Source organism: Xenorhabdus bovienii, from assembly GCF_024721015.1.
Classification (GTDB): domain Bacteria; phylum Pseudomonadota; class Gammaproteobacteria; order Enterobacterales; family Enterobacteriaceae; genus Xenorhabdus; species Xenorhabdus bovienii.
Map to the genome: position 1 here is coordinate 67948 of NZ_JANAIF010000008.1, position 25865 is coordinate 93812.

The window sequence follows — 25865 nt, forward strand, 5'->3', positions numbered from 1 at the left end:
TAATGGAAATCAAATACAGCGTAGGAAGAGAAAATCCAGAATTAATTCAGCAGGCTTTTGCCATTCGCAAACAAGTATTTACTGATGAGCAAGGATTTGACGCAGAAATTGATATCGATGAATATGATGATATTGCTCTGCATGTACTGATATTTGATGGTGAAAAACCCATTGGAGTATTACGCGCAGTTCCAATGGACAATAATATGCTCAAAGTCGGGCGTGTCGCGGTATTGAAGGAGTATCGAGGTAAAGGCATTGGTCGTAAGGTCATGGAGTTTATTGAAGATTATGGACGTAAAAATGGCGTTGTAGCTATCGGTTTATCCTCGCAATGCCATGCCCAGCGATTTTATGAAAGTTTAGGCTATCAAGCGCGTGGGGAAATCTATTTGGAAGAAGGTGCAGAACATATTTTTATGACATTGGATTTAGCATAATCATTTTTTCGTTGCTTCCTTTTTAAGAAAAATGTCTTGGTATTGAAAATAGGTATCCATCAATATCTGGCTTGTTTTAAATACCAATACGAGAAATATGGTTGTGCAAACAGTATTGCATATATCCAATTTTCCCGTACTGGTCGTTGATTTTATATTGGCGAAAATTAATTCACTGATGGCGTATTCTGTGCCGATTTGCGAGCTGGTGCGCCATTGGCAACATAATATTTTGCCTGACTGCGTGGTAGTGGAGTACGACACCGAATTTTATCGGCGATTTTTTCTGCGATCATAATCGTTGTGGCATTCAAATTACCGGTAATAATTTCCGGCATGATCGAAGCATCAATCACACGCAAGTTTTTAACACCATGCACACGTCCCTGACCATCCACAACGGCCATTTCATCAGTACCCATCTTACAGCTACAGGATGGATGAAAGGCGGTTTCGGCACGTTCACGAATAAAGGTATTTAATTGTTCATCTGTCTGGATGTCAGTACCAGGGCTGATTTCTCGACCACAGTAAGGAGCCAGTGCAGGCTGTGTCATTATTTCACGTGTAATGCGGATGGCATCACGGAATTCCTGCCAGTCCTGCGCGGTTGACATATAGTTGAACAAAATGCTGGGGTGTTGGCGTGGATCACGCGAAGTGATCTTGACTCGACCACGGCTTGGAGAACGCATCGAGCCGACATGAGCTTGAAAGCCATGTTCATTGACTGCATTGCTGCCGTTGTAATTGATGGCAACAGGCAAAAAATGAAACTGAATATTCGGCCATGCAAATTTTTCACTGGTACGGATAAATCCACCTGCTTCAAATTGATTGCTCGCTCCAATACCTGTGCCTTTGAATAACCATTCAGCGCCAATCTTTGGCTGGTTGTACCATTTCAGGGCTGGATAGAGAGAAACAGGTTTGAGGCATTCATACTGCAAATACATCTCAAGATGATCCTGTAGATTTTGCCCAACTCCCGGTAATATCTGTACCGCCGGAATGCCAAACTCGTTTAGTACTTCTTCAGGGCCAATGCCAGAGCGTTGCAAAATCTGTGGGGAAGCGATCGCGCCAGCACAAAGTAATACTTCTTTACGTGCTCTTGCCTGCGTTAAAGTTGAATCATTACCTTGATAAAAATTAACGCCGACGGCCATTTTTCCCTCAAATTCGAGAGTATCTGTCAAGGCGTGAGTAATGATAGTGAGGTTTGAGCGCGCCCGTGCTTGATCCAGATAACCACGGGCAGTGCTGGCACGTCGGCCTTCAGGAGTGACGGTACGATCCATTGGGCCAAAACCTTCTTGCTGGTAGCCATTCAGATCGTCAGTACGTGGATATCCTGCTTGGGTACCGGCTTCTATCATCACATGAAAAAGTTCATTATTGTCCGGTTTGGGCGTAGTGACGCTGACTGGCCCATCATCACCGTGATAGTCATTTGCCCCCATGTCCCGTGTCTCCGCTTTGCGGAAGTAGGGCAGGCAGTCGAGATAAGCCCAGTCTTCCAGACCTGATAGCGTTGCCCAGTTGTCAAAATCCAGCGCATTGCCGCGGATATAGCACATGCCGTTGATCAGTGAAGAACCACCAAGCCCTTTGCCACGGCCACATTCCATGCGTCGGTTGTTCATATGGGGTTCAGAGTCGGTTTCATACGCCCAGTTATAACGGGTTCCCTGCAAGGGATATGCCAGCGCAGCTGGCATTTGGGTACGGAAGTCGAATCGGTAATCAGGCCCGCCAGCTTCGAGCAGCAGGACAGTGACATCGCGATCTTCCGTTAAACGGGTTGCAAGCACATTACCTGCTGAACCAGCTCCGATAATAATGTAATCAAATACCATTGTTATCTCCTCTGTTTCAGTCATGGATTAAAATAGGGATTCAAAATTACCCAGTTCCACCTGTATTGATTTGGTTTGTGTGTAATTTTGCAGTGTGACGAGCCCATTTTCACGGCCAATCCCAGAATGTTTGTAGCCACCGACTGGCATGGCGGCTTGAGATTCTCCCCATGTGTTGATCCAGCAGATCCCTGCTTCCAGTTGATGGATCACGCGATGTGCACGGGATAGATCTTGTGTCACTAATCCTGCTGCGAGGCCATAATCGGTGTTATTGGCGCGGTTGATCACTTCATCTTCCGTTTCATAGGTCAGGATACACATGACAGGGCCGAAAATTTCTTCCTGCGCAATCAGCATATCATCTGTGCAGTCGCTAAATACCGTTGGTGCAACGAATGCGCCTTTCGCCAATTCACCTTCCAGCAGACGCTCACCGCCACACAGTAGTCGTGCATGGGTAGACTTACCACTTTCGATGTAACGCAATACAGATTCCATATGTGGAAAGCTCACCAGAGGGCCAAAGTTGGTATTTGGATCGAGGGGAGAGCCAATGCGAATGCGTTTAACACGCTCAACAATTTTGGCTTCAAATTGGGGAGCCAGTCCTTTCGGGACAAAAACTCGTGTCCCATTAGTGCAGACCTGACCGGAGCTGAAAAAGTTTGCCATCATGGCGATATCGGCAGCACGATCCTGATCGGCATCATCAAAGATGATCAGCGGGGATTTTCCACCCAGCTCCATCGTGACTTCTTTCAAGTTTGATCCTGATGCATTCGCCATGACTTTTTTGCCTGTGACAATGCCACCCGTAAACGACATTTTGGCGATTTTCGGATGTACTGTCAGAGTGTGACCCACTTCATGACCCGCGCCAGTCAGAACGTTAAACACCCCATCTGGCACACCTGCTTCAGTATAAATCTCGGCTAATTTCAGGGCGGTGAGTGACGTGAATTCACTGGGTTTGAAAATCATGGCATTACCGGCCGCCAGTGCTGGCGCTGATTTCCAGAGGGCAATTTGAATTGGATAGTTCCAGGCCCCGATACCGGCAACGACACCGAGTGGCTCACGGCGCGTATAGACGAAGGAAGATTCGCGCAATGGAATTTGCTGACCTTCGAGAGAATGGATCAAGCCAGCGTAATATTCCAGCACATCCGCACCAGTGACAATATCAACATATTGAGTTTCAGACAGTGGCTTGCCGGTATCCAGTGTTTCTAACTCAGCCAGTTCATCATTGCGTTCGCGCAGGATATTAACCGCTTTGAGTAAGATCCGTGAACGTTCTATGGCAGTCATCGTTGCCCAGATTTTCTGCCCTTTCTGAGCACTTTTGACGGCCAGCTCAACATCCTGCTCTGTTGCAGATTGTAATTGAGCGATGACCTCACCATTAGCTGGATTGATCGCATCAAAAGTATTTTTATCGGGATTAACGCTATTAACGTAAGTGCCGTGGATATAAAGCTTTTGTAAGCCAAAACGAGTCATGGATTCTCCTTAGTCAGAACTCAGGCTGTGTAAGGTGTTCCGAGTTTCTGTTCGATGTAATCAATGGTGATAGTAAACGCGCTTTTTATGTCAAAAGGTTTGCTGCTTAATGCACTTCTCAGCCAGATGCCGTCAATCAGGGCAGCCAGCCCTTGTGCTGCCAGCCGAGCTTCTGTTTTTGGTAAGACACGCCTGAATTCGACACAAATATTGGAATACAAACGACGTTCGTTCACCTGTTGTAGTCGGTATAGATTGGGTTGGTGTATGCTGCTTGCCCAGAAAGCTAACCAGGTTTTCATTGCTGCGTTGCTGATTTGACTGGCATCAAAATTCCCTTCAACAATGGCTTTCAGCCTCTGGGCTGGGGTTGCATTATCGAGCAGTCGTAACCGCCGTGCTACAGCTACTCCGAGTTGGTGCAATAAGTAACGCATGGTGGATTCCAATAACCCATTCTTATCCTTGAAATAATGGCTGATAATACCGTTGGAAACGCCTGCTTTTCGGGCTATTTGCGCAATACTAGCATCCTGCATTCCAACCTCATTGACTACGGCTAATGTTGCATCAATGAGTTGCTGTTTTCTTATCGACTGCATTCCAATTTTTGGCATGTTTTTATGCTCAGAAAATCAATCATTCGGCAGTTATTAAACTTTTTTTTAATTGAATGTTCAATCAAAATTAAATATGTTTTATTACAATATTTTCACAATGGCAGGTTAAATTTATTCGATATAGCATAATTTTTGTTTTTTATTCAAACGGTTAATTGTTTTATTCTTTTTTGTCTTTTTATTTTTATTAATTTCAGGAACTGCCTATGAACATACCAGACAGTCCAAAAAACACTCAGAAGGATACTCTGAACTCTGTCGTTTTTTTCACCTCAGCAGGGCTGATTATCGTTTTTACTTTATTCACGATTTTTTTCACTGATGCGACAAGTATCTGGATAAAAAATACGCTGAATTGGGTGTCCAAAACATTCGGTTGGTATTATTTGCTGGCCGCAACGCTTTACATTGTATTTGTTATTTTTGTTGCCGCCTCTCGTTTTGGTTCTATCAAATTGGGGCCGGAACAATCTAAGCCGGAATTCAGTTTACTCAGTTGGGCTGCAATGCTGTTTGCCGCAGGGATAGGTATTGATTTGATGTTTTTCTCGGTGGCTGAGCCAGTCACACAATACATGCGGCCGCCAACGGGTGAAGGAGAAACTATTGAAGCAGCCCGTCAGGCGATGGTGTGGACACTGTTCCACTATGGCCTGACGGGCTGGTCAATGTACGCCTTGATGGGGATCGCGCTGGGATATTTCAGCTATCGTTATAACCTGCCATTGACCATTCGTTCTGCACTTTATCCTATCTTTGGCAATCGAATAAAAGGTCCCATTGGTCATGCCGTAGATATTGCGGCAGTGATAGGTACGATTTTCGGTATTGCAACCACGCTGGGCATTGGGGTGGTGCAATTGAATTATGGTCTGAAAGTGCTATTTGGATTGCCTCAAGGTTTGGGGGTTCAGGGCGGGCTGATACTGTTGTCGGTTGTGATGGCCATTGTTTCTGTCACCTCTGGCGTGAACAAAGGTATTAGGTTCCTGTCCGAGCTGAATGTGCTGTTGGCACTGGGCTTGATCCTGTTTATTCTGTGTGTAGGGAATACTGAATTTCTACTTAATGGATTAGTGCAGAATGTGGGGGATTACATCAGCCGTTTCATGGGAATGACACTCAATAGTTTTGCATTTGAGCGCCCGACCGAATGGATGAATAACTGGACGCTGTTTTTCTGGGCATGGTGGGTTGCCTGGTCACCGTTTGTTGGATTATTCCTTGCGCGTATTTCCCGTGGCAGAACCATTCGCCAGTTTGTGATGGGAACGCTGATCATTCCGTTTGTCTTTACGTTGTTATGGTTATCAATTTTTGGTAACAGTGTATTGTATGAAATCCTGCATGGTAATCGTCAATTGGCCGAAACGGTATTGGAGCACCCAGAGCAAGGTTTTTATGGCTTGCTGGCACTTTATCCGGCCTTCACGTTTAGCGCCTCTGTTGCTACGATCACGGGATTGCTGTTTTATGTCACATCGGCAGATTCAGGGTCGTTGGTTCTGGGGAATTTCACCTCAAATCTCAGCGATATCAATAATGATGCTCCTAACTGGCTACGTGTCTTTTGGTCAGTAGCGATTGGTGTATTAACACTGGGTATATTAATGACGGATGGCATTTCTGCTTTGCAAAATATGACGGTAATCATGGGCTTGCCTTTTAGCTTTGTGATTTTTTTTGTCATGGCAGGATTGTACAAATCTTTGCGTGTGGAGGATTTCCGCAAAGCCAGTTCATTGCAGAATACCTCGCCAACATTGGTACATGACAATGGTTCGTTGAACTGGAAGCAACGTCTGAGCCGCATGATGAATTTTCCGGGCACGAAAAGTACCCAACGAATGCTGGATGTGGTTTGTCGTCCTGCCATGCAGGAAGTGGCAAAAGAGCTGGAATTACGTGGTGCGAAAGTACAGTTTAATGCGCTGCCATCAGAAGGGGACGAACGACTGAGCCCGCTTGAGTTAATTGTCGATCTGGGGGATGAACAAAACTTTGTGTACCAAGTCTGGCCGCAGCGTTATTCCGTGCCTGGATTTACCTATCGTGCCAGATCGGGTAAATCTTACTATTACCGATTGGAAACTTTCTTGATGGAAGGGACTCAGGGCAATGACTTGATGGATTACACCAAAGAACAAATTATCAGCGATATTCTCGATCACTACGAAAAGCATCTGAACTTTATTCATCTGAATCGCGAAGCACCGGGTCAGACGTTGATTTTCCCGAACGGGGGATAATATAGATTTATAACGGAAGCTGCCTGCAATATATTGAGTTGTTGGCAGTTTTTTTGTTTTTTACCTTGTCTGTAATTGCTAATTAAGTTAACGAATTCGAGCCTACCAATATCAATCATATTCAAGAATATCAACATAAGTCTCCATTCTATATTTAATTATTCAATTGATTTATTGATTAATAGTGTTGTACTTTAATCGGTAATTTATAGTCATCTCGCCTTAATGAAGGCTCTGGGAGCTCATCCATGTCTATTTCGAATGCTATGCAATCCAAAATTCCTATTGCTGTGTATCTACTGGGTTTAAGTTTGTTTGCGATGGGAAGTTCAGAGTTTTTAATCGCAGGTGTGCTGCCAAAAATTGCTGAGGATCTGCAAGTCTCGTTACCCTCTGCGGGGATGTTAATTTCTGCATTTGCCGTTGGTGTTCTGTTCGGAGCGCCCTCGTTGGCTGTAGCAACATTGCGTTGGCCCAGACGAGCAACATTATTGTTGAGTCAGGCTCTGTTTGTTGCCGCTACCGCCATTGGAATGCTGTCGCCCGATTATTGGCCGTTATTGATTGCCCGAGTTGTCAGTGGTATCGCTTACGCTGGGTTTTGGGCAGTTGCTGCGACGACGGCAGTTAATTTAGTGACCCAGGATCGCACGGCAAGGGCATTGGCCGTGGTTGTCAGCGGATTGAGTCTGGCGATGGTAGTGGGTGGGCCATTAGGAACGGTGATTAGTGATATAGCGGGGTGGCGTGCCGGTTTCTGGGCGGTTGCCGCAGCAACATCAGTCATGGCGATAGCATTGTGGTTTATGTTGCCGGAGATACAACCGAATCAGGTAGAGGTTCCGGTATTAGATACTGAATTGAAAACCATGGCACAACCGAAATTATGGGTAGCTTATACCACTACTATGCTGACAACCGCCGCTTATATGGCGACATTCGGCTATTTGGGGGCATTATTGATTGATATCAGCAAGCTGGCGGTGGTTTGGGTTCCTGCGGTGCTTGCACTGTTTGGTATCGGCGCTTTTATCGGATTGACTATAGGTGGGCGGACAGCAGACAAATACCCATTCAAGACGCTGATGATTGGCACTATTGGTATCATTGTGTCTTCTATTGCGTTGACTTTTTTAGCTGAAAACGTGATAGCCACAACTTGTCTGGTATTTCTGCTCGGAGTGTCTGGTTTCGTTGTTAACCCTGCCGTCATGAACCGGGTCTATACCATTGCTGCTAATGCGCCGACACTGGCAGGTGCAACTAATGTATCCGCTTTCCAGCTCGGGATCACATTAGCCCCCTTGCTGGCTGGCTTTGCAATCGGGGCAGGTTACGGTTTATCTTCTGTGGCTGGAGTGGGAGCATTACTGGCAATTATTGCACTTGTCCCAATACTGATTGACGCGCGTTTACATCATAAAAATTGTCACAACGATTAAAAATTTCATCCCATCAAGGCTAAATATAAACAAAACTTCATACAGAGCGCTAACTTGTAACAGGAATTAGTTCTTAAAAAACAAGTAGCGCTCAATGATATGAGGCTGTATATTTATACAGTTATTTTGGCGTGGAAAGAGGCATGGAGAGGTGAAATGCGCAAAATTATTCATATTGATATGGACTGCTTTTTTGCTGCCATTGAAACGCGGGATAATCCATCACTCCGCGATATTCCCATGGCGGTTGGTGGCAGCGCAGACAGGCGTGGAGTGATCAGCACAGCAAGTTATTCCGCTCGCCGTTTTGGTGTACACAGTGCCATGTCTACAGCAATGGCATTGAAACTCTGTCCTCAATTGAAAGTCATACCTGGGCGAATGGCATCCTACAAAGAAGTTTCTCAGCATATTCGCCAGATTTTTTCCCGTTACACTGAACTGATTGAACCGCTTTCACTGGATGAAGCCTATTTGGATGTGACAGACTGTCAACATTGCCACGGCTCGGCGACGTTAATTGCTCAGCAAATCCGTCAGGTGATTTTTGATGAATTGCAACTGACCGCTTCAGCAGGTGTTGCCCCGGTCAGATTTCTGGCAAAAATTGCGTCTGATATCAATAAACCTAACGGGCAATATGTTATTTCCCCTGAACAGATTGAGGTATTCGTCAAGTCATTGCCATTACGCAAAATTCCAGGAGTGGGAAAAGTCACATCCAAGCGTCTATCTGATATGGGGTTGGAAACCTGTGCTGATGTACAAAACTACGACAAGGTTGCGTTGATTAAAAAACTGGGGAAATTTGGGCTGGCACTTTGGGAGCGCAGTCATGGTATTGATGAGCGGCAAATTAGCCCCGATCGCTTACGTAAGTCTGTTGGCGTAGAAAAAACGTTGGCACAGGATATTCATGAATGGCGTGATTGTGTTGGACTCATTGAAAAACTTTACCCAGAATTGGAAAAACGTTTAGGTAAGGTAAAACCCGATCTCCGCATTGCCCGTCAGGGCATCAAGTTAAAATTTGATGATTTTCAATTGACGACACAGGAACATCTTCACCCATTATTGGATAAATCGGATCTAATTCAGGTGGCAAAACAGGCTTGGGAAATGCGCAGAGAAGGAAGGGGGGTGCGGTTGGTTGGGCTGCATGTGACTTTACAGAATCCACAATTGGAACGGCAATTATTACTGGAATGGTAATATTGGGCTGGTAATGCTGAAAGGGAAGCTCCCCTACGGCTGATAAGCAGGGGAGGCACGTATTACTCTTTAACCGGGATCGCTTTTAGGATAGCGGTTAACAACTGCCAGTATTGACCAACGCTCTTGATGTGAACTTTTTCATCAGGCGAATGGGCGCCACGAATGGTTGGGCCAATGGAAACCATGTCCATATCCGGATACGGTTTTTTGAACAGACCACATTCCAGACCTGCGTGGATCACCATAATATTGGGAATCTTGTCGAATAATTGCTGATAGGTTTCACGAACTAAATGCATGACTGGCGAGTTGGCATCTGGCTGCCAGCCCGGATAGTTGCCACTTGCTGCTGTTTCTGCATCTGCCAGTTTTGCCAGAGAATTTAGCATATCAACAACGTAAGCCTTGCCACTGTCGATCAATGAACGGATCAGGCAGATAATCTCGACTTTATCTTCTTCCATAGTGACAATGCCTACGTTCAGGGAAGTTTCAACTACGCCTTCAGCAACATCACTCATACGGATCATACCATTAGGCATGGTATTTAGCATGGATAGGAAGCGAGTCTGGCAATCTGTAGTGAGTGCCTGTGAGGAAGTTTCGATTTCATCCAATAGGACGATCAAATTTGCTTCAACGACCGCATATTCGTTTTTCAACGTATCCAGATAGTCATCTGTCAATTGGTGCAGTTTTTCGAGCTGAGTTGCCGGAACGGCAATGACGGTAGAACCTTCGCGAGGAATAGCATTGCGCAGGGTTCCCCCTTGGAAATCAATCAATTTTAGATTCAATTCATCTGAATGTGCGGCGAGGAAACGTGCCAGCAATTTGTTGGCGTTGCCCAATCCCAGATGAATATCACCACCAGAATGGCCACCTTTTAATCCCTTAATAGTCAGTTGCAAAGTTTGGTAACCCGCAGGCAATGTTTCGCGGGAAAGTGGCAGGGTTGAGACAAAATTAATGCCACCAGCGCAACCCATGTAAATCTCGCCTTCTTCTTCTGAATCGGTATTGATCAGAACATCAGCCTGTAACCAGCCTGATTGCAGTCCGAATGCGCCATCCATGCCGGATTCTTCAGTCATAGTCAGTAAAACTTCCAGTGGGCCGTGCTTGACGGATTCATCTGCCAGTACTGCAAGAGCAGAAGCCATGCCGATGCCGTTATCAGCGCCCAGTGTTGTACCTTCAGCAGTTACCCAGTCACCATCAATATAAGTACGAATAGGATCTTTTGTGAAGTCGTGTTGTGTATCATTGTTTTTCTGAGGCACCATATCAAGGTGAGCCTGAAGCACGACTGACTGGCGGTTTTCCATACCTTTTGTGGCTGGTTTTCTGATCAGAATATTACCGACTTCATCCCGTTCTACATGAAAATTTTTGCTCTTGGCCCATTCAATGATATGGGACGCGAGTGCTTCCTCGTGATAGGACGGATGTGGGATGGAACAAATCTGGGCAAAAATATCCCATAATGGTTGAGGGGATAATGTTGATAATTCGGACACGGCGAATCTCCTGTAACTGCATCTTGATGAGATGGAAATAGTAATGTCTGACGCATTGGGAGCTTTTGTCATCTTGAGCTGTCCCAATGCCCATGCCATGCCCGAGGATATCATTTTCTTGTTTGAGATGTGCAGTCAGGATCAGTATTTCCCTTGTTTTTTACTGGTTTTTGCCGATCCAAATCACTATAATCCCGCGCAACCTTTTTTTCTTTTTCCGCAAAAAACTCTTTTCTGAGATATTCTTAGTTTTCAGGATCAAATCATATGAGCGAAAAATATGTTGTAACGTGGGATATGTTGCAAATGCATGCCCGTAAATTAGCACAACGTTTACTTCCTGTAGAACAATGGAAAGGCATCATTGCCGTTAGTCGTGGTGGGCTTGTACCGGGTGCATTGTTGGCACGTGAACTGGGAATCCGTCATGTCGATACCGTTTGTATTTCCAGCTATGATCATGACAATCAGCGTGAATTGACGGTAGTGAAAAAAGCGGAAGGCGATGGAGAAGGTTTCATCGTTGTCGATGATTTGGTTGATACCGGAGGTACAGCGCAGGCAATCCGTAACATGTATCCTAAAGCGCATTTCGTGACTATTTTCGCCAAACCTGCCGGCCGTCCTTTAGTGGATGATTATTTGATTGATATCCCGCAAGATACATGGATCGAACAGCCATGGGATATGGGTGTGGTATTCGTTCCGCCTATTTGTAATAAACCGTAATCTTTTTCTTTTGTTATGACTAAACAAAACCTTTCAGAATCGCTGTTTAAGCCTCGGCTTAAACAGCAGGAAACGTCTACACTGGTAAAATATGTCCGTCCACAGTCCACAGCGGCCAGTGATAGGATACTTAGTGGAGAACGCCGCGAGCACTGGTATCGGATGATTGATTGGCTTGCTTGGATCTGGAGGGGAATCAATCCACTGGAAATTCAGGATGTTCTCAGCAGGATTGCAGTGATAGATGCCGAACGCAGTGATGACCATTTATTGGATACTGTGATCGGCTATCGTAAGGGAAACTGGGCATTTGAATGGACGCAGCAGGCTATGTACTGGCAACAGGAGGCGCTGCGTGCGGAGCAGACATCTGAAGCAGGAACATCTTGGCTAAAGGCTGCGATGTTATATAGCATTGCGGCTTATCCTCATTTGCGCGGTGATGAACTGGCTGAACAGGCTGCTGCGTTGGCCAGTAAAGCCTATGAAAATGCGGCTCACTGTTCTGACTATGAATTGAAAAAGCTGGAATTTCAGTTAGAAGAGGGCAAAAGTGTCACAGGCTTATTGCATCTTCCTCCTAACGTTCAAGAGCCATGTCCAACAATATTGGTCTGTACCAGCCTTGACAATGTGCAGAGTGACTTCTGGCGACTGTTTCGTGATCATCTTGCTCCACTCGGTTTTGCCATGTTGACAGTAGATATGCCTGCTGTTGGTTACTCTGCCAAATTCAAATTGACGCAGGATACGTGCATACTCCATCAGCAGGTTCTTCAGCAGTTGAATCAAATTCCGTGGATTGATCATACTCGTGTAGGCGTTATGGGCTTTCGTTTCGGCGCAAATATTGCAGTACGTCTTGCTTATCTGGAGCCTCAACTTATTAAGGGCGTGGCCGTTATTGGCCCGATAGTTCATACATTGCTGAATGACGAGAAACGACAGCAGAATATACCGTCAATGTACATTGATGTGCTTGCTAATCGTTTGGGACTCTATCACGTCGATGAAGCCGCCTTACGTTTAGAATTGAGCTGTTATTCACTGAAAAACCAAGGATTGCTGGGGCGTCGCTGTTCTGTGCCAATGCTTTCCGTTTATTGGAAAGATGATGTTTTCAGCCCAAGGGAAGACTCAAAATTTATTGCAATGTCATCAATGGATGGTTCGTTATTGGCAATTCCTTCTACGCCAGTCTATAGTGGTTTTAATAAGGCGTTACATGAAACAAGTGTATGGTTGAAAGATAAAGCTTCTTAAACTTAAATTTAAGGAATGATATTTTTAAACCGTTTGATGCAACCGTGTTTCTGTATATGAAGGAGACCTTTGTATGACTTTACCCGTAAATTATTCTAGAAATAAGTTGTTGAAGAGCTTTTCTGCATTAGGACCGTATATACGTGAATTAAAATGCCAAAATGGCTATTTTTTCTTTGATTGCCTAGCTGTTTGTGTCAGTGCAAAGGTGGTTCCGGAAAAAAGGGAGTTTTGGGGATGGTGGCTGGAATTGGAAGAAGACGAAAAAGGGTTTGTTTATAACTATCAGATAGGTCTATTTGATAAAAATGGTGAATGGCAGCCGATGGGTATCAAAAAAATTGCTGATCTTGAGCATCTTGAATCAACTTTGCAGGCATTTCACAAACGTCTGACTGATTCTTTTAATACTTTCAAACTTACGTTGATCCCGTCCAAAAACACCATCGCTCTTCAGACTCAAATTATGGCATGAGTCTGTTCTAAGGCCGCTTTTTTTAATTTTGCGTTATGTCGGTTGGCATAACGCTCCTCTCCTGTTAAAACTGAGCATTGTTTTTTCAAACTTACTGTAATGGCAGAAATATGATGAATGGCAGCCAAACATTGGTTGTGAAACTGGGAACGAGTGTACTGACTGGTGGCTCTCGTCGTTTGAATCGTGCTCACATTGTGGAACTGGTTCGGCAATGTGCCCAACAGCATGAAAAAGGCCACCGTATTATCATTGTGACCTCGGGTGCGATTGCAGCAGGACGGGAACATCTGGGATATCCAGATTTGCCTGCTACGATTGCTTCAAAGCAATTGCTGGCGGCCGTTGGGCAAAGTCGATTGATTCAATTGTGGGAACAGCTTTTTTCCATTTATGGTATTCATGTTGGTCAAATGTTGCTGACCCGTGCGGATCTGGAAGATCGTGAACGCTTTCTGAATGCAAGAGACACGCTTCATGCACTACTTGATAACCACATTATCCCCATTATTAATGAGAATGATGCTGTTGCAACAGCAGAGATCAAGGTCGGCGACAACGATAACCTTTCTGCGCTGGCTGCGATTCTGGGTAGTGCAGATAAATTGTTGCTCTTGACTGATATCGAAGGGCTTTATACTGCCGATCCGCGTAATAACCCTGAAGCGAAGCTTATTCCTGAAGTGCATGATATCAGCGATGAGTTAAAAATGATGGCAGGGGATAGCGTTTCAGGTCTGGGTACAGGCGGAATGGCCACAAAACTTCAGGCTGCGGGAATTGCAGGGCGTGCGGGGATCGATGTCATCATTGCAGCGGGTAATAAACCGGACGTTGTTGCAGATGTCATCGAAGGCAAATCAGTTGGCACTCGTTTTCATGGTCAGGCCAGCCCGATGGAAAATCGTAAACGCTGGATCTTTGGTGCGCCTCCCGCAGGGGAAATCATCGTTGATCACGGAGCAGAAGCCGCCATCCTTGAAAAAGGCAGTTCCTTACTGCCAAAAGGGATGAAAAACGTCAAAGGTAATTTTTCCCGTGGTGAAGTGATCCGTATCCGCAGCTTGTCCGGCAAGGAGCTAGCCCGCGGTGTATGTCGTTACAATAGCGACGCTTTACGTCTGATTGCAGGCCATCATTCACAGCAAATCAGCCAGATACTGGGTTATGAGTATGGCGCGGTTGCTGTGCACCGTGATGATATGATCGTAAGTTAGTTAACTGATCGTAATTGATAGTGAGTTAAGGATTCCACCATGCTAGAGCAGATGGGAAAAGCAGCTAAAGCAGCATCATGGCAACTGGCTCAATTGAGTACCAGCCAGAAAAATCAGGCTCTGAGTCACATTGCTGACTTGCTTGAAAAAGAAACAGAAGTGATTCTTGCAGCTAATCAGCAAGATATGGAACAGGCTCGTGAACAAAACATGAGTGAAGCGCTACTTGATCGATTATTGCTGACACCTGAACGATTGCGTGCCATCGCTGATGATGTGCGTCAGGTTTGTCGCTTGGCTGATCCGGTTGGGCAGGTGATAGATGGGCAATCATTGGATAATGGTCTGCAACTTAGTCGTCGTCGTGTTCCTTTGGGCGTTATTGGCGTGATTTATGAAGCTCGTCCAAATGTCACGATTGATGTCGCCTCACTGTGCTTGAAAACTGGAAATGCGGTTATCTTGCGTGGTGGCAAGGAAACTCATCATACCAATCAGGCTATGGTTAAAGTTATTCAGCAGGCGTTGGAGCAAAGTGGTTTACCTGCCACTACGGTTCAGGCCATCAGTAAACCCGATCGTGAGTTAGTTGCTGAATTGCTGAAAATGGATAGCTATGTTGATATGTTGATCCCGCGTGGTGGTGCTGGTTTGCATAAGCTTTGTCGTGAACAATCTACTATCCCGGTGATCACCGGGGGGATTGGTGTCTGTCACACATTCGTGGATGAAAGTGTCGATGTTGAAAAGGCACTGGATGTGATCACTAATGCAAAAGTTCAGAGATCAAGTGCTTGTAATTCCTTGGAAACTTTGCTGGTGCATGAAAAAATAGCGTCTGATTTTCTGCCAGCATTAAGTACCAGAATGAAAGAGCAGGGCGTGACACTGCACGCAGGAGTATCTGCGATGGCACTGCTGAAAGATGGCCCGGCAAAAGTCGTTGAAGTAATAGAAGAAGATTACTGCGATGAATGGTTGTCGCTGGATATGAATGTTGAGATTGTCAGTGGTATCGATCAGGCTATTAGCCATATCCGCACATATGGTACTGCTCATTCGGATGCTATCCTGACAGAGAGTCTGCAACAGGCTAATTATTTTGTCAGTCATGTGGATTCATCGGCCGTGTATGTGAATGCAAGTACTCGCTTTACTGATGGCGGCCAGTTTGGCCTAGGGGCAGAAGTTGCTGTCAGTACCCAGAAGTTACACTCCAGAGGCCCGATGGGGCTGGATGCGTTGACGACTTATAAGTGGATTGGTTATGGCGATTATCTATCCCGTCGTTAATGTCGAAATCCATTGTTAGATAGCGTTCATTAAGCGATGTTAAGTCACACTTTATCGTAAGTGTGGCTTTTTGCTTGATGAAAAGTATTTTTTATATTGGTGTAAATATTTAGTTACTACACTTTGTGTTTAAGCTTAACTATATACCTTCAGGAAAACAACGAAATGAAACAGACTCTATTTATCGTAGGCGCACGAGGTGCTGGGAAGACGACAATAGGTAAGTTGTTGGCTGAAGCACTATCGTATGCGTTTATTGATACTGATAAAAGTATTCAAGCCTCCTGTGGAATGACCATTGCTGACCTTGTTGAACAATATGGTTGGACACATTTCAGGGAATTAGAAAGCCAAATACTAAAAACTGTCAGTCAGAATAAGTGCGTTATTTCAACGGGAGGCGGAATGATACTGTCGTCTGAAAACCGCCAGTATATGCAACAAAATGGCATTGTGACTTATTTACAGGCTCCAGCAGAAGTTTTAATCAAACGACTATCGTTCAACCCAGAAAATACACAGCGCCCCAGTCTGACAGGTAAATCGATCACAGAAGAAATCGAAAGTATCTTGACTGAAAGAGAACAGTTATACCGTGAATGTGCAAATTTCATTGTGGATGCTAATTCTTCGACAGAAAATATTTTATCTTTAATTATTAGCTATATTTTAAACCAAGAAATAGGATAATTTGATATATCCAAATATCTTTGTGCTTATTTTTTATATAGCCGGAAAATTTTATATCTCAGACTGCTTATACCAATTATAGTATCATTTTACTGACTCACTTTAATTTTATTTAATTATATTGAGATATGGATATGTTCGTAAAATTTATACGATTAGTTGTTCGTGTGCTCTTTAGAGTCACGGTAGAAGGTGATGATAAGCAGTTCAACCATCCCAAATGTATTATTACACCCAATCATATTTCTTTTTTGGATGGTCTTCTGATTGGGCTTTTTCTGCCGGTAAAGCCGGTATTCGCCGTTTATTCCCATCTTGCGACCCCCGCTTTTCTCAGATTGATTAAGCCTTATGCAGATGTTGTCCCCTTAGATCCGAACAATCCTATGGCAGTCAGGACGTTGGTTAAAGAGGTTGATAACGGGCGCCCTATCGTTATTTTTCCAGAAGGGCGGATCACGATAACGGGCTCTTTCATGAAGATCTATGACGGTGCTGCTTTTGTCGCGGCTAAATCAGGCGCAAAAGTGGTTCCAGTCCGTATTGATGGCGCAGAGCAAAGTATTTTTGGGCGCCTGAAAGAGATTATGAAACTGCATTGGTTTCCGAAAATCACCATCAAGGTTTTGCCTGCGGTCGATTTCCCTATGCCGGATGCACCAAATTCTTCAACTCGTCGTCGTTTGGCGGGAGAACATCTTCACGCCATCATGATGGATGTGAGGATGCAGACCCGTCCAAAAGAGACGTTATTTAGTGCTTACCTTGCTGCGCAAAAACGTTTTGGCCGCTTCAAACCCTGTATTGAAGATGTGGCTTTAAAGGAAGATAGCTATCACGCATTGCTGAAAAAAATATTGGGTGTCAGTCGGATTTTAGAACGGTTTACTCAAAAAAATGAGCGGGTTGGACTTCTGTTACCTAATGCTACAGTTATGGCCGCTGCCATATACGGTGCTTCGCTGAAAGGGCGGGTGCCTGCTCTGTTGAACTACACTGCGGGAACGAATGGTATTAAAAATGCCATGAAAGCGGCAACAATCAAAACCATCGTGACATCTCGTCAATTTTTGGAAAAAGGGCAATTAACCCACCTGCCAGAACAGGTTACGGAAGCCAATTGGGTATATCTTGAAGATCTGAAAGACACGATTACGCGGGAAGATAAATTTTGGATACTATGGCACCTGATTTTTCCTACCAAGGCCATCATGTCTTCCCAGAAACCTGATGATGATGCTCTGATCCTGTTTACCTCAGGCTCTGAAGGTGCGCCGAAAGGTGTTGTACACAGTCATGCCAGTTTATTGGCGAACGTTGAGCAAATTAAAACGATTGCTGATTTTACCCCTCAGGATCGTTTTATGTCCTCTTTACCGCTGTTCCATGCTTTTGGTCTGACAGTCGGTTTATTTACTCCGTTGATGACAGGTAGCCGTGTATTCCTCTACCCAAGCCCATTGCACTACCGTATCGTGCCTGAACTGGTCTATGATCGTAATTGTACCGTCTTGTTTGGGACTTCAACGTTCTTGGGGAATTATGCCCGTTTTGCCCATCCTTATGATTTTGCCCGCTTGCGCTATGTGGTTGCTGGGGCAGAAAAACTGTCAGAAAACACTAAGCGTGTTTGGTTGGATAAATTCGGTATTCGCATTCTGGAAGGCTACGGTGTGACAGAGTGTGCCCCTGTTGTAGCAATTAATGTACCCATGGCAGCTAAAATGGGAACTGTCGGACGGATCTTACCGGGGATGGAAGCTCGCCTTCTTCCTGTACAGGGCATTGAGGGCGGCGGTCGTTTACAATTGCGTGGGCCGAATGTCATGAAGGGGTATCTGCGTGTTGAAGCGCCTGAGCGTCTGGAACCACCAACCGCAGAAGATGCCGAAGGTAATACTCATATCGGTTGGTATGATACAGGCGATATCGTTTCTGTTGATGACGAAGGTTTTTGTACGATCAAAGGGCGAGTAAAGCGTTTTGCAAAATTGGCAGGAGAAATGGTTTCTCTCGAAGCTGTAGAGCAAATTGCATCGCGAGTCTCTCCTGACGCATTACATGCAGCTACAGCTAAGAGTGATCTTAGCAAAGGTGAAGCGCTGGTACTCTTTACAACCGATGCTAATCTGAATAGAAATACGATGTCGGGGGTTGCCCGAGAAATGGGAATGCCTGAACTGGCGGTTCCACGCGATATTCGTTATGTGAAGCAATTACCGTTGCTTGGCAGCGGAAAACCGGATTTTGTCACATTAAGAAAAATGGCAGAACAGGAGTAAGTAAATGAATGGCACTGTAGAGACACAACCACTGTTAAATAAAGGAATGAAAGCAGTATTACTGTCTCAATTTCTCACTGCTTTTGCTGACAATGCGCTGTTCTTTGCCATTTTAGCTCAATTGAAGGCTGAAGCTTACCCTGGATGGAGTCTGCCAGCCCTGCAAATTGTTTTCGTGCTGACCTATATTGTGCTTGCCCCCTTCGTGGGGCAAATTGCTGATCGGTTTTCGAAAGGCCGGGTTATGCTTTTCGCCAATGGCATCAAATTACTTGGTGCCATCAGTATCTGCATCGATATGAATCCTTTCCTCGGATATACCCTTGTGGGGATAGGCGCCGCTGCCTATTCTCCCGCTAAATACGGAATATTGGGCGAATTAACCGATGGTGGTCGTTTGGTCAAAGCCAATGGTGTGATGGAAGCTTCGACAATCGCCGCTATTTTAATTGGTTCAGTGGCTGGCGGTTTCCTGTCTGATATCAATCTGGCATTGGCATTGGGTCTTTGTGCTTTGATGTATGGTGCGGCTGTGGTGGCTAATTTCTATATTCCCCGGCTTGCTGCTGCGCGCCAGGGTAAGGGATGGAATCCCAAAAAAATGCTGGTGGATTTTATGGCTGTCTGTTCTGCGCTTTGGCGTAATCAGGAAACACGATTTTCGCTAGTAGGAACCAGTCTGTTCTGGGGAGCCGGGGTAACGCTGCGCTTCCTGTTAGTAGCGTGGGTTCCCGTCGTGTTGGGGATTGAGGGTAATACGACACCTACGCTGATGAATGCAATGGTTGCCGTTGGTATCATTGTGGGAGCCGGGCTGGCTGCACGGTTTATCACCTTGAAAACAGTTCGTCGTTGTATGCCCGCAGGTATTCTGATTGGCATTATGGTGATTGTTTTTGCTGTTCAGCAATCGATATGGTCTTCTTACTTGATCCTAACTGTCCTGGGTCTATTTGGCGGCCTCTTTGTCGTTCCATTGAATGCTTTATTGCAGGAGCATGGAAAACGCGAGATGGGCGCAGGTAAGGCTGTCGCTGTGCAGAATTTTGGTGAAAACAGCGCGATGCTGGTGATGTTGGGTCTGTACCTAATTTCCATCATGCTGGGCGCCTCGGTCGTTGCCGTCGGTATTGGTTTTGGTATCTTGTTCTCGCTGACAATGGGGGGAGTATGGATTTGGGATCTGCTTCGGAAAAATTAATTTCTTATAGAATTGAAGGCTTGTTATGGATGAAAAAATCCTGAATCAGCTTAGTATTGAACTTGGAAAGAAACTCCAACGGAAAAAATTATCCTTAACCTGTGCAGAATCCTGCACAGGGGGCTGGATTGCTAAAGTGATCACAGATATTGCGGGAAGTTCGGCCTATTTTAACCGCAGTTTCGTGACCTATAGCAATGATTCTAAAAATGAAATGCTGGGTGTATCACAGGCATCACTGGTGCAGTTTGGTGCGGTGAGTGAACAGGTCGTTAAAGAAATGGCAGTAGGGGCATTAAAGGCGGCCAGAGCAGATTTTGCTGTTTCTGTCAGTGGCATCGCAGGTCCGGATGGTGGCAGTGAAGAAAAACCGACGGGAACGGTCTACTTTGGGTTTACCTACCGTAATGGTGAGGATGTACATACCGTGACATATCGCCAGCATTTTACGGGTGATCGCAATGCAGTACGGCTCCAGGCTGTCATTTTTTCTTTAAAAACACTGCTGGAAGAAATCATAAAAAATTAGCTTGATGCTGTATGATTATACAGTATAATTAATTCCAGCACTTTGGTATCAGAAACGGTTTATCAGCAGTGGGGCAGCCCCTTCATTGCTTACGAAGGAGTAAACATGGCTAACGATGAAAACAAACAAAAAGCACTAGCAGCGGCGCTGGGTCAAATTGAAAAACAATTTGGTAAAGGTTCTATCATGCGTCTGGGCGAAAACCGCTCAATGGATGTTGAAACTATCTCTACTGGCTCACTGTCACTGGATATAGCATTAGGTGCGGGTGGTTTGCCAATGGGCCGTATTGTTGAAATATACGGGCCTGAATCTTCGGGTAAGACAACATTGACACTGCAAGTTATTGCTTCTGCCCAGCGTGAAGGCAAAACCTGTGCTTTTATTGATGCCGAACATGCCCTTGATCCGGTTTATGCCAAAAAGTTGGGCGTAGATATTGATAACCTGCTGTGCTCCCAGCCTGATACAGGTGAACAGGCACTGGAAATCTGTGATGCCTTGTCACGCTCTGGGGCGGTTGACGTCATCGTTGTTGACTCCGTTGCTGCATTGACCCCGAAAGCGGAAATCGAAGGTGAGATCGGCGATTCCCATATGGGCTTGGCAGCTCGTATGATGAGTCAGGCCATGCGTAAGTTGGCAGGTAACCTGAAAAACTCGAATACTCTGCTAATCTTTATCAACCAGATCCGTATGAAAATTGGTGTGATGTTTGGTAACCCAGAAACCACAACAGGTGGTAATGCACTGAAATTTTATGCATCTGTCCGTTTGGACATCCGCCGCACTGGTTCCGTAAAAAATGGCGATGAAGTTGTTGGCAGCGAGACTCGTGTGAAAGTAGTCAAGAACAAAATTGCGGCACCGTTCAAACAAGCTGAATTCCAGATCTTGTATGGTGAAGGTATTAACACCTTTGGCGAATTGGTCGACTTGGGCGTTAAGCACAAAATGGTCGAAAAAGCAGGTGCATGGTACAGCTATAACGGAGATAAAATTGGGCAGGGTAAAGCTAATGCCACGATTTACCTGAAAGAGCACCCAGAAGTCTCTGCTGAGCTGGATAAAAAACTGCGTGAATTGCTGTTGAATAATACAGGTGGATTCAGTAGTGCAGTCTCTGATTATGTAGCCGATTATGAAGATAACGGTGAAGAAGTGAAAAACGAAGAGTTCTAATTACTCGTTCACTCTGTTGTGACAAACTGTTTTCTGAAGAACCACATCCTGTCGGGATGTGGTTTTTGTTTTTATAGGAGTAATCAACATCATTGATACAGGGATACTGAAACTGGCTTGACAAACAGACTTTCAGAAAATGTCCAGACGAATTACAATGCTGAAAAGCGGATGAATTTATATGGGATTTTACTTCTTATGGAAGACATTCTATCTTAACCCTATTTTAATTTATTCGTGAGTTGAAATGGTGATGCGCTATACCACCTCAACCATACATGAATCTGTTTTTTCAGCTTGATTTCGGGACAATTATGAGCAAAAGCACCGCTGAGATCCGTCAGGCGTTTCTTGACTTTTTTCACACTAAAGGGCACCAGATAGTACCAAGCAGTTCACTGGTGCCAAATAATGATCCAACCTTGTTGTTCACTAATGCAGGGATGAACCAGTTTAAAGATGTTTTTCTTGGGTTGGATAAAAGGCCTTATTCTCGAGCAACAACGGCTCAGCGCTGTGTTCGTGCTGGCGGTAAGCATAACGATTTAGAAAATGTTGGTTATACAGCCCGTCACCACACTTTCTTCGAAATGTTGGGTAATTTCAGTTTTGGCGATTATTTTAAACAAGATGCGATTAAATACGCATGGGAACTGCTGACAGGCAAAGAATGGTTCAATCTGCCAAAAGAAAAACTGTGGGTTACTGTCTATGAGACAGACGATGAAGCCTATGATATCTGGCACAAAGAAGTTGGCGTTCCAGCAGAAAAAATTATTCGAATCGGTGATAACAAAGGCGCTCCTTATGCATCAGATAACTTTTGGCAAATGGGAGATACCGGTCCTTGCGGTCCTTGCACAGAAATTTTCTATGACCACGGCGAGCATATTTGGGGTGGGCCTCCAGGCAGCCCAGAAGAAGACGGTGACAGGTATATTGAAATCTGGAACATCGTTTTTATGCAGTTTAACCGCCACGCGGATGGCACAATGGAGCTATTACCAAAACCTTCTGTTGATACCGGAATGGGCTTGGAACGTCTCACCGCAGTGTTACAGCACGTCAATTCCAACTACGATATCGATTTATTCAGCGATCTAATTGCTTCTGTGGCAGAAGTGACTGGCACAACCGATCTTACCAACAAATCTCTGCGTGTTATTGCAGACCATATCCGCTCATGCGCCTTCTTGATTTGTGATGGGGTTATCCCGTCGAATGAGAACCGTGGTTATGTGTTGCGCCGTATCATTCGCCGTGCAATTCGCCATGGCAACATGCTGGGCGCAAAAGAAACCTTCTTCTATAAACTGGTTGCTCCACTGATCAAAATTATGGGTGCGGCAGGCGATGAGCTAAAACACCAGCAGTCGTTGGTTGAACAGGTATTGAAAACTGAAGAAGAGCAATTTGCCCGTACGCTGGAACGAGGCCTGCAATTGCTGGATGAAGAGCTGGCAAAACTGTCTGGGGACATTCTTGATGGCGAAACTGCTTTTCGCCTCTATGATACCTATGGTTTCCCGGTTGACCTGACGGCGGATGTTTGCCGTGAGCGTAATATCAAAGTCGATGAAGCTGGTTTTGATGTTGCGATGGAAAACCAGCGTCGCCGAGCACGTGAATCCAGTGGTTTTGGCACAGATTATAACGAACAGATCAAAGTTGACGGGCGCAGTGATTTTTCAGGTTACGAACACAACTCACAGCAAGCGACGGTGATGGCGATTTTCCGTCATGGTGAAGCGGTTGACCAAATTCATGCAGGTGAAGAAGCGATCGTGATACTTGATAAGACCGCGTTCTATGCTGAATCTGGTGGACAGGTTGGTGATACAGGTAATCTGTCCAATGGTAACGGGATATTTGAGGTTGCGGATACACAAAAATACGGTCAGGCAATTGGTCACATTGGTAAATTGATAAATGGCACTTTGAGTGTAAATTGTACAGCCAATGCCGAGATTAATATAGTACGCCGAGATTCGATTCGTTTGAATCACTCCGCAACCCATTTGCTACATGCGGCATTGCGTCAGATTCTGGGGGAACATGTTTCTCAGAAGGGTTCTTTAGTAAATGATAAATATCTGCGTTTTGACTTCTCTCATTTTGAAGCAATGAAGCCAGAACAGATCCGTCAGGTAGAGAATCTGGTGAATGAAGAAATCCGCAAAAATTCATCAATTGTTACAGAATTAATGGAATTGGAAGAAGCAAAAACCAAAGGTGCCATGGCACTGTTTGGTGAAAAGTATGATGAACAGGTACGTGTATTGAGCATGGGAGGCTTTTCTACTGAGTTATGTGGTGGAACTCATGCTAGCCGTACTGGTGATATTGGGTTATTTCGTATTTCCAGTGAATCAGGTACAGCTGCAGGGATTCGTCGTATAGAAGCTATCACGGGGCAAACTGCACTGAATTCTGTTTATCAGCAGACGGATTTACTGCAAGATATTGCTCATCTTGTGAAAGGTGATATAAGTAGCCTGAATGAAAAAGTGAAAACGACACTGGATAGAACAAAACAGTTGGAAAAAGAGTTGCAGCAGTTGAAGTCTCAGCAAGCAGCTCAGGAAAGCTCCTCTTTGGCGAATCAAACTAAAGAGATCCAGGGAGTTCGTCTACTGGTGACACAATTGGGTGATACTGAACCAAAAATGCTCAGAACGATGGTTGATGATCTGAAAAACCAACTGGGATCAGCAATTATTGTGCTTTCTACTGTGACTGGTGATAAAGTCACCCTAATTGTTGGTATAACGAAGGATTTGACTGCTAGAATAAAAGCAGGCGATTTAATCTCTTTTGTTGCCCAGCAAGTTGGAGGTAAAGGAGGAGGACGTCCTGATCTGGCACAGGCTGGCGGAACTGATATAGCAGCTCTTCCTTCCGCATTGGCTAGTGTAGAAGAGTGGGTAACATTGCGGTTATAGTTGGTATTGCCGTGACAGCCACGGCACCATGAAAGTGTTTTTTATGGTGCCGGATGTTTTTTTGTTGTGAAATTGTTGAAATGTTGGGCGCATACTTATATTTTAGCTATCCTATAGATATAGGAAATGTGTTCAAAACTGCTTATACTTTAAGTAGATATCATTGCTTTACGTTTTCACGGTGTTTGATGGATAATAGCGGGGAAACCTAGAGACCCGACTCTTTTAAATTTTCAAGGAGCAAAGAATGCTTATTCTGACTCGTCGAGTTGGTGAAACGCTCATGATAGGCGATGAGGTAACAGTCACAGTACTGGGAGTTAAAGGCAACCAAGTTCGCATTGGTGTGAATGCGCCCAAGGAAGTTTCTGTTCACCGTGAAGAAATTTATCAACGGATTCAGGCAGAGAAATCTCAGCCTACAACTTTTTAATTCAAGAATGGCGTCCACTCTTTTTTAAGACTTGGGCGCTACTCTGCTTCCCCCTCTTTCCAAATTGAAGTGATTCACGCTTCGTTACTACCTTATTTTTATTCTCTCACGTCTTTTTATTTTCTATCTGTTGAAAAAGCATCGTTCATGAGGTTATAGCGGTGAATAATCATTTTCATAAATTTTAGCGAGATTTAAGGGATTGTGCTGTTGATAAAACATCCCCTTAGCCGTTAAACTAAGCATTATGCGTGCTAAGTATCCAAACGGAAAAAAGTTGCGAAAAATTGTTTGACTTATCAGGCAGGGAAAGTAATATGTGCGCCATCGCAGCGACGAAGAGCTTGAAGAAAAGCTTCTGAGTAAGATTCAGAAGTAAAGGTTCTGAAAGTTCACGAAGTGAAAACTTCAAAGTCGCAAGTTTTAAAGCGAATGGTGAGGTGGCCGAGAGGCTGAAGGCGCTCCCCTGCTAAGGGAGTATGTGGTTAAGAGCTGCATCGAGGGTTCGAATCCCTCCCTCACCGCCATTTTAAGAATGCATCCATAGCTCAGCTGGATAGAGTACTCGGCTACGAACCGAGCGGTCGGAGGTTCGAATCCTCCTGGATGCACCATATTCAATTCCATGATTTTATTATGGTATTTAGATTCTGGAAATAAGGCAATCAATAGCGCCTAGCCAGAAATAGAAAACTGATAACGCATCCATAGCTCAGCTGGATAGAGTACTCGGCTACGAACCGAGCGGTCGGAGGTTCGAATCCTCCTGGATGCACCA

21 protein-coding genes and 3 tRNA genes are annotated in these 25865 nt (G+C 44.8%); 20 read left to right on the forward strand and 4 right to left on the reverse strand.

Features of this window, described 5'->3' with window-relative positions:
• Positions 1–2: 2 nt before the first annotated feature.
• Complete coding sequence (locus tag NXS07_RS04155) at positions 3–440, forward strand: GNAT family N-acetyltransferase (protein ID WP_038218673.1); 438 nt, start codon at positions 3–5, stop codon at positions 438–440.
• Positions 441–607: 167 nt separating this feature from the next.
• Here the strand turns inward: NXS07_RS04155 and betA are convergent, their stop codons facing one another.
• From betA to betI, 3 genes are read right to left on the reverse strand one after another with little or no spacing between them, the layout of a single operon-like run.
• Positions 608–2299 carry a choline dehydrogenase gene (betA, locus tag NXS07_RS04160; RefSeq protein ID WP_258086213.1) on the reverse strand — a complete coding sequence of 564 codons (1692 nt, stop codon included), beginning with the start codon at positions 2297–2299 and terminating at the stop codon, positions 608–610.
• Positions 2300–2326: 27 nt separating this feature from the next.
• Positions 2327–3805 (reverse strand): betaine-aldehyde dehydrogenase, encoded by a 1479-nt coding sequence (gene betB, locus NXS07_RS04165; RefSeq protein WP_258086214.1) that lies wholly within the window; start codon positions 3803–3805, stop codon positions 2327–2329.
• Positions 3806–3825: 20 nt separating this feature from the next.
• The gene (betI, locus tag NXS07_RS04170) at positions 3826–4422 is read right to left on the reverse strand and encodes a transcriptional regulator BetI (RefSeq protein ID WP_038208336.1); all 597 of its coding nucleotides are present in this window, start codon (positions 4420–4422) and stop codon (positions 3826–3828) included.
• Between the two features lie 209 nt (positions 4423–4631).
• On the opposite strand from betI, the gene NXS07_RS04175 reads away from it, so the two are divergent.
• The 3 genes from NXS07_RS04175 (at position 4632) to dinB (ending at position 9328) form a co-directional block, all read left to right on the forward strand.
• Positions 4632–6674 carry a choline transporter gene (locus NXS07_RS04175; RefSeq protein ID WP_038208333.1) on the forward strand — a complete coding sequence of 681 codons (2043 nt, stop codon included), beginning with the start codon at positions 4632–4634 and terminating at the stop codon, positions 6672–6674.
• Positions 6675–6922: 248 nt separating this feature from the next.
• A complete protein-coding gene (locus NXS07_RS04180; RefSeq protein ID WP_238126699.1) occupies positions 6923–8116 on the forward strand; it encodes a Cmx/CmrA family chloramphenicol efflux MFS transporter in 1194 nt (397 codons plus the stop codon).
• A gap of 156 nt (positions 8117–8272) precedes the next feature.
• On the forward strand, positions 8273–9328 hold the full coding sequence (gene dinB / locus NXS07_RS04185; RefSeq protein ID WP_258086215.1) for a DNA polymerase IV: 1056 nt from the start codon (positions 8273–8275) through the stop codon (positions 9326–9328).
• 62 nt (positions 9329–9390) lie between these two features.
• Here the strand turns inward: dinB and pepD are convergent, their stop codons facing one another.
• Entirely contained in the window at positions 9391–10851 is a 1461-nt protein-coding gene (gene pepD, locus NXS07_RS04190; RefSeq protein WP_038218668.1) for a beta-Ala-His dipeptidase, read from the reverse strand.
• A 43-nt stretch (positions 10852–10894) separates the two neighbouring features.
• On the opposite strand from pepD, the gene NXS07_RS04195 reads away from it, so the two are divergent.
• From NXS07_RS04195 to NXS07_RS04270, 16 genes are all read left to right on the forward strand, one after another.
• Positions 10895–11089 (forward strand): hypothetical protein, encoded by a 195-nt coding sequence (locus NXS07_RS04195; protein ID WP_038208324.1) that lies wholly within the window; start codon positions 10895–10897, stop codon positions 11087–11089.
• Between the two features lie 29 nt (positions 11090–11118).
• The gene (gpt, locus tag NXS07_RS04200; RefSeq protein ID WP_038208322.1) at positions 11119–11580 is read left to right on the forward strand and encodes a xanthine phosphoribosyltransferase; all 462 of its coding nucleotides are present in this window, start codon (positions 11119–11121) and stop codon (positions 11578–11580) included.
• A gap of 15 nt (positions 11581–11595) precedes the next feature.
• A complete protein-coding gene (gene frsA / locus NXS07_RS04205; RefSeq protein WP_038208319.1) occupies positions 11596–12843 on the forward strand; it encodes an esterase FrsA in 1248 nt (415 codons plus the stop codon).
• 73 nt (positions 12844–12916) lie between these two features.
• Positions 12917–13318, forward strand: coding sequence for a sigma factor-binding protein Crl (gene crl / locus NXS07_RS04210; RefSeq protein WP_038208316.1), 402 nt, complete (start codon positions 12917–12919; stop codon positions 13316–13318).
• Positions 13319–13431: 113 nt separating this feature from the next.
• Complete coding sequence (gene proB / locus NXS07_RS04215; protein WP_038208369.1) at positions 13432–14535, forward strand: glutamate 5-kinase; 1104 nt, start codon at positions 13432–13434, stop codon at positions 14533–14535.
• A gap of 39 nt (positions 14536–14574) precedes the next feature.
• Positions 14575–15828 (forward strand): glutamate-5-semialdehyde dehydrogenase, encoded by a 1254-nt coding sequence (gene proA, locus NXS07_RS04220; RefSeq protein ID WP_038208313.1) that lies wholly within the window; start codon positions 14575–14577, stop codon positions 15826–15828.
• Between the two features lie 165 nt (positions 15829–15993).
• Positions 15994–16518: a shikimate kinase AroL gene (gene aroL / locus NXS07_RS04225; RefSeq protein ID WP_038208310.1), complete on the forward strand. Its 525-nt coding sequence runs from the start codon at positions 15994–15996 to the stop codon at positions 16516–16518.
• A gap of 134 nt (positions 16519–16652) precedes the next feature.
• Positions 16653–18800 carry a bifunctional acyl-ACP--phospholipid O-acyltransferase/long-chain-fatty-acid--ACP ligase gene (gene aas, locus NXS07_RS04230; protein WP_038218665.1) on the forward strand — a complete coding sequence of 716 codons (2148 nt, stop codon included), beginning with the start codon at positions 16653–16655 and terminating at the stop codon, positions 18798–18800.
• A gap of 4 nt (positions 18801–18804) precedes the next feature.
• Positions 18805–20001 carry a lysophospholipid transporter LplT gene (lplT, locus tag NXS07_RS04235; protein ID WP_258086216.1) on the forward strand — a complete coding sequence of 399 codons (1197 nt, stop codon included), beginning with the start codon at positions 18805–18807 and terminating at the stop codon, positions 19999–20001.
• A gap of 25 nt (positions 20002–20026) precedes the next feature.
• On the forward strand, positions 20027–20530 hold the full coding sequence (pncC, locus tag NXS07_RS04240) for a nicotinamide-nucleotide amidase (RefSeq protein WP_238126704.1): 504 nt from the start codon (positions 20027–20029) through the stop codon (positions 20528–20530).
• Positions 20531–20635: 105 nt separating this feature from the next.
• Entirely contained in the window at positions 20636–21712 is a 1077-nt protein-coding gene (recA, locus tag NXS07_RS04245; RefSeq protein WP_038192428.1) for a recombinase RecA, read from the forward strand.
• Positions 21713–22026: 314 nt separating this feature from the next.
• Positions 22027–24654, forward strand: coding sequence for an alanine--tRNA ligase (gene alaS / locus NXS07_RS04250; RefSeq protein WP_258086217.1), 2628 nt, complete (start codon positions 22027–22029; stop codon positions 24652–24654).
• Between the two features lie 247 nt (positions 24655–24901).
• Positions 24902–25087 (forward strand): carbon storage regulator CsrA, encoded by a 186-nt coding sequence (gene csrA, locus NXS07_RS04255; protein ID WP_010845367.1) that lies wholly within the window; start codon positions 24902–24904, stop codon positions 25085–25087.
• Between the two features lie 434 nt (positions 25088–25521).
• Positions 25522–25614: transfer RNA gene (locus NXS07_RS04260), tRNA-Ser, on the forward strand.
• A 10-nt stretch (positions 25615–25624) separates the two neighbouring features.
• Positions 25625–25701: transfer RNA gene (locus tag NXS07_RS04265), tRNA-Arg, on the forward strand.
• 87 nt (positions 25702–25788) lie between these two features.
• Positions 25789–25865 (forward strand) — tRNA-Arg (locus NXS07_RS04270).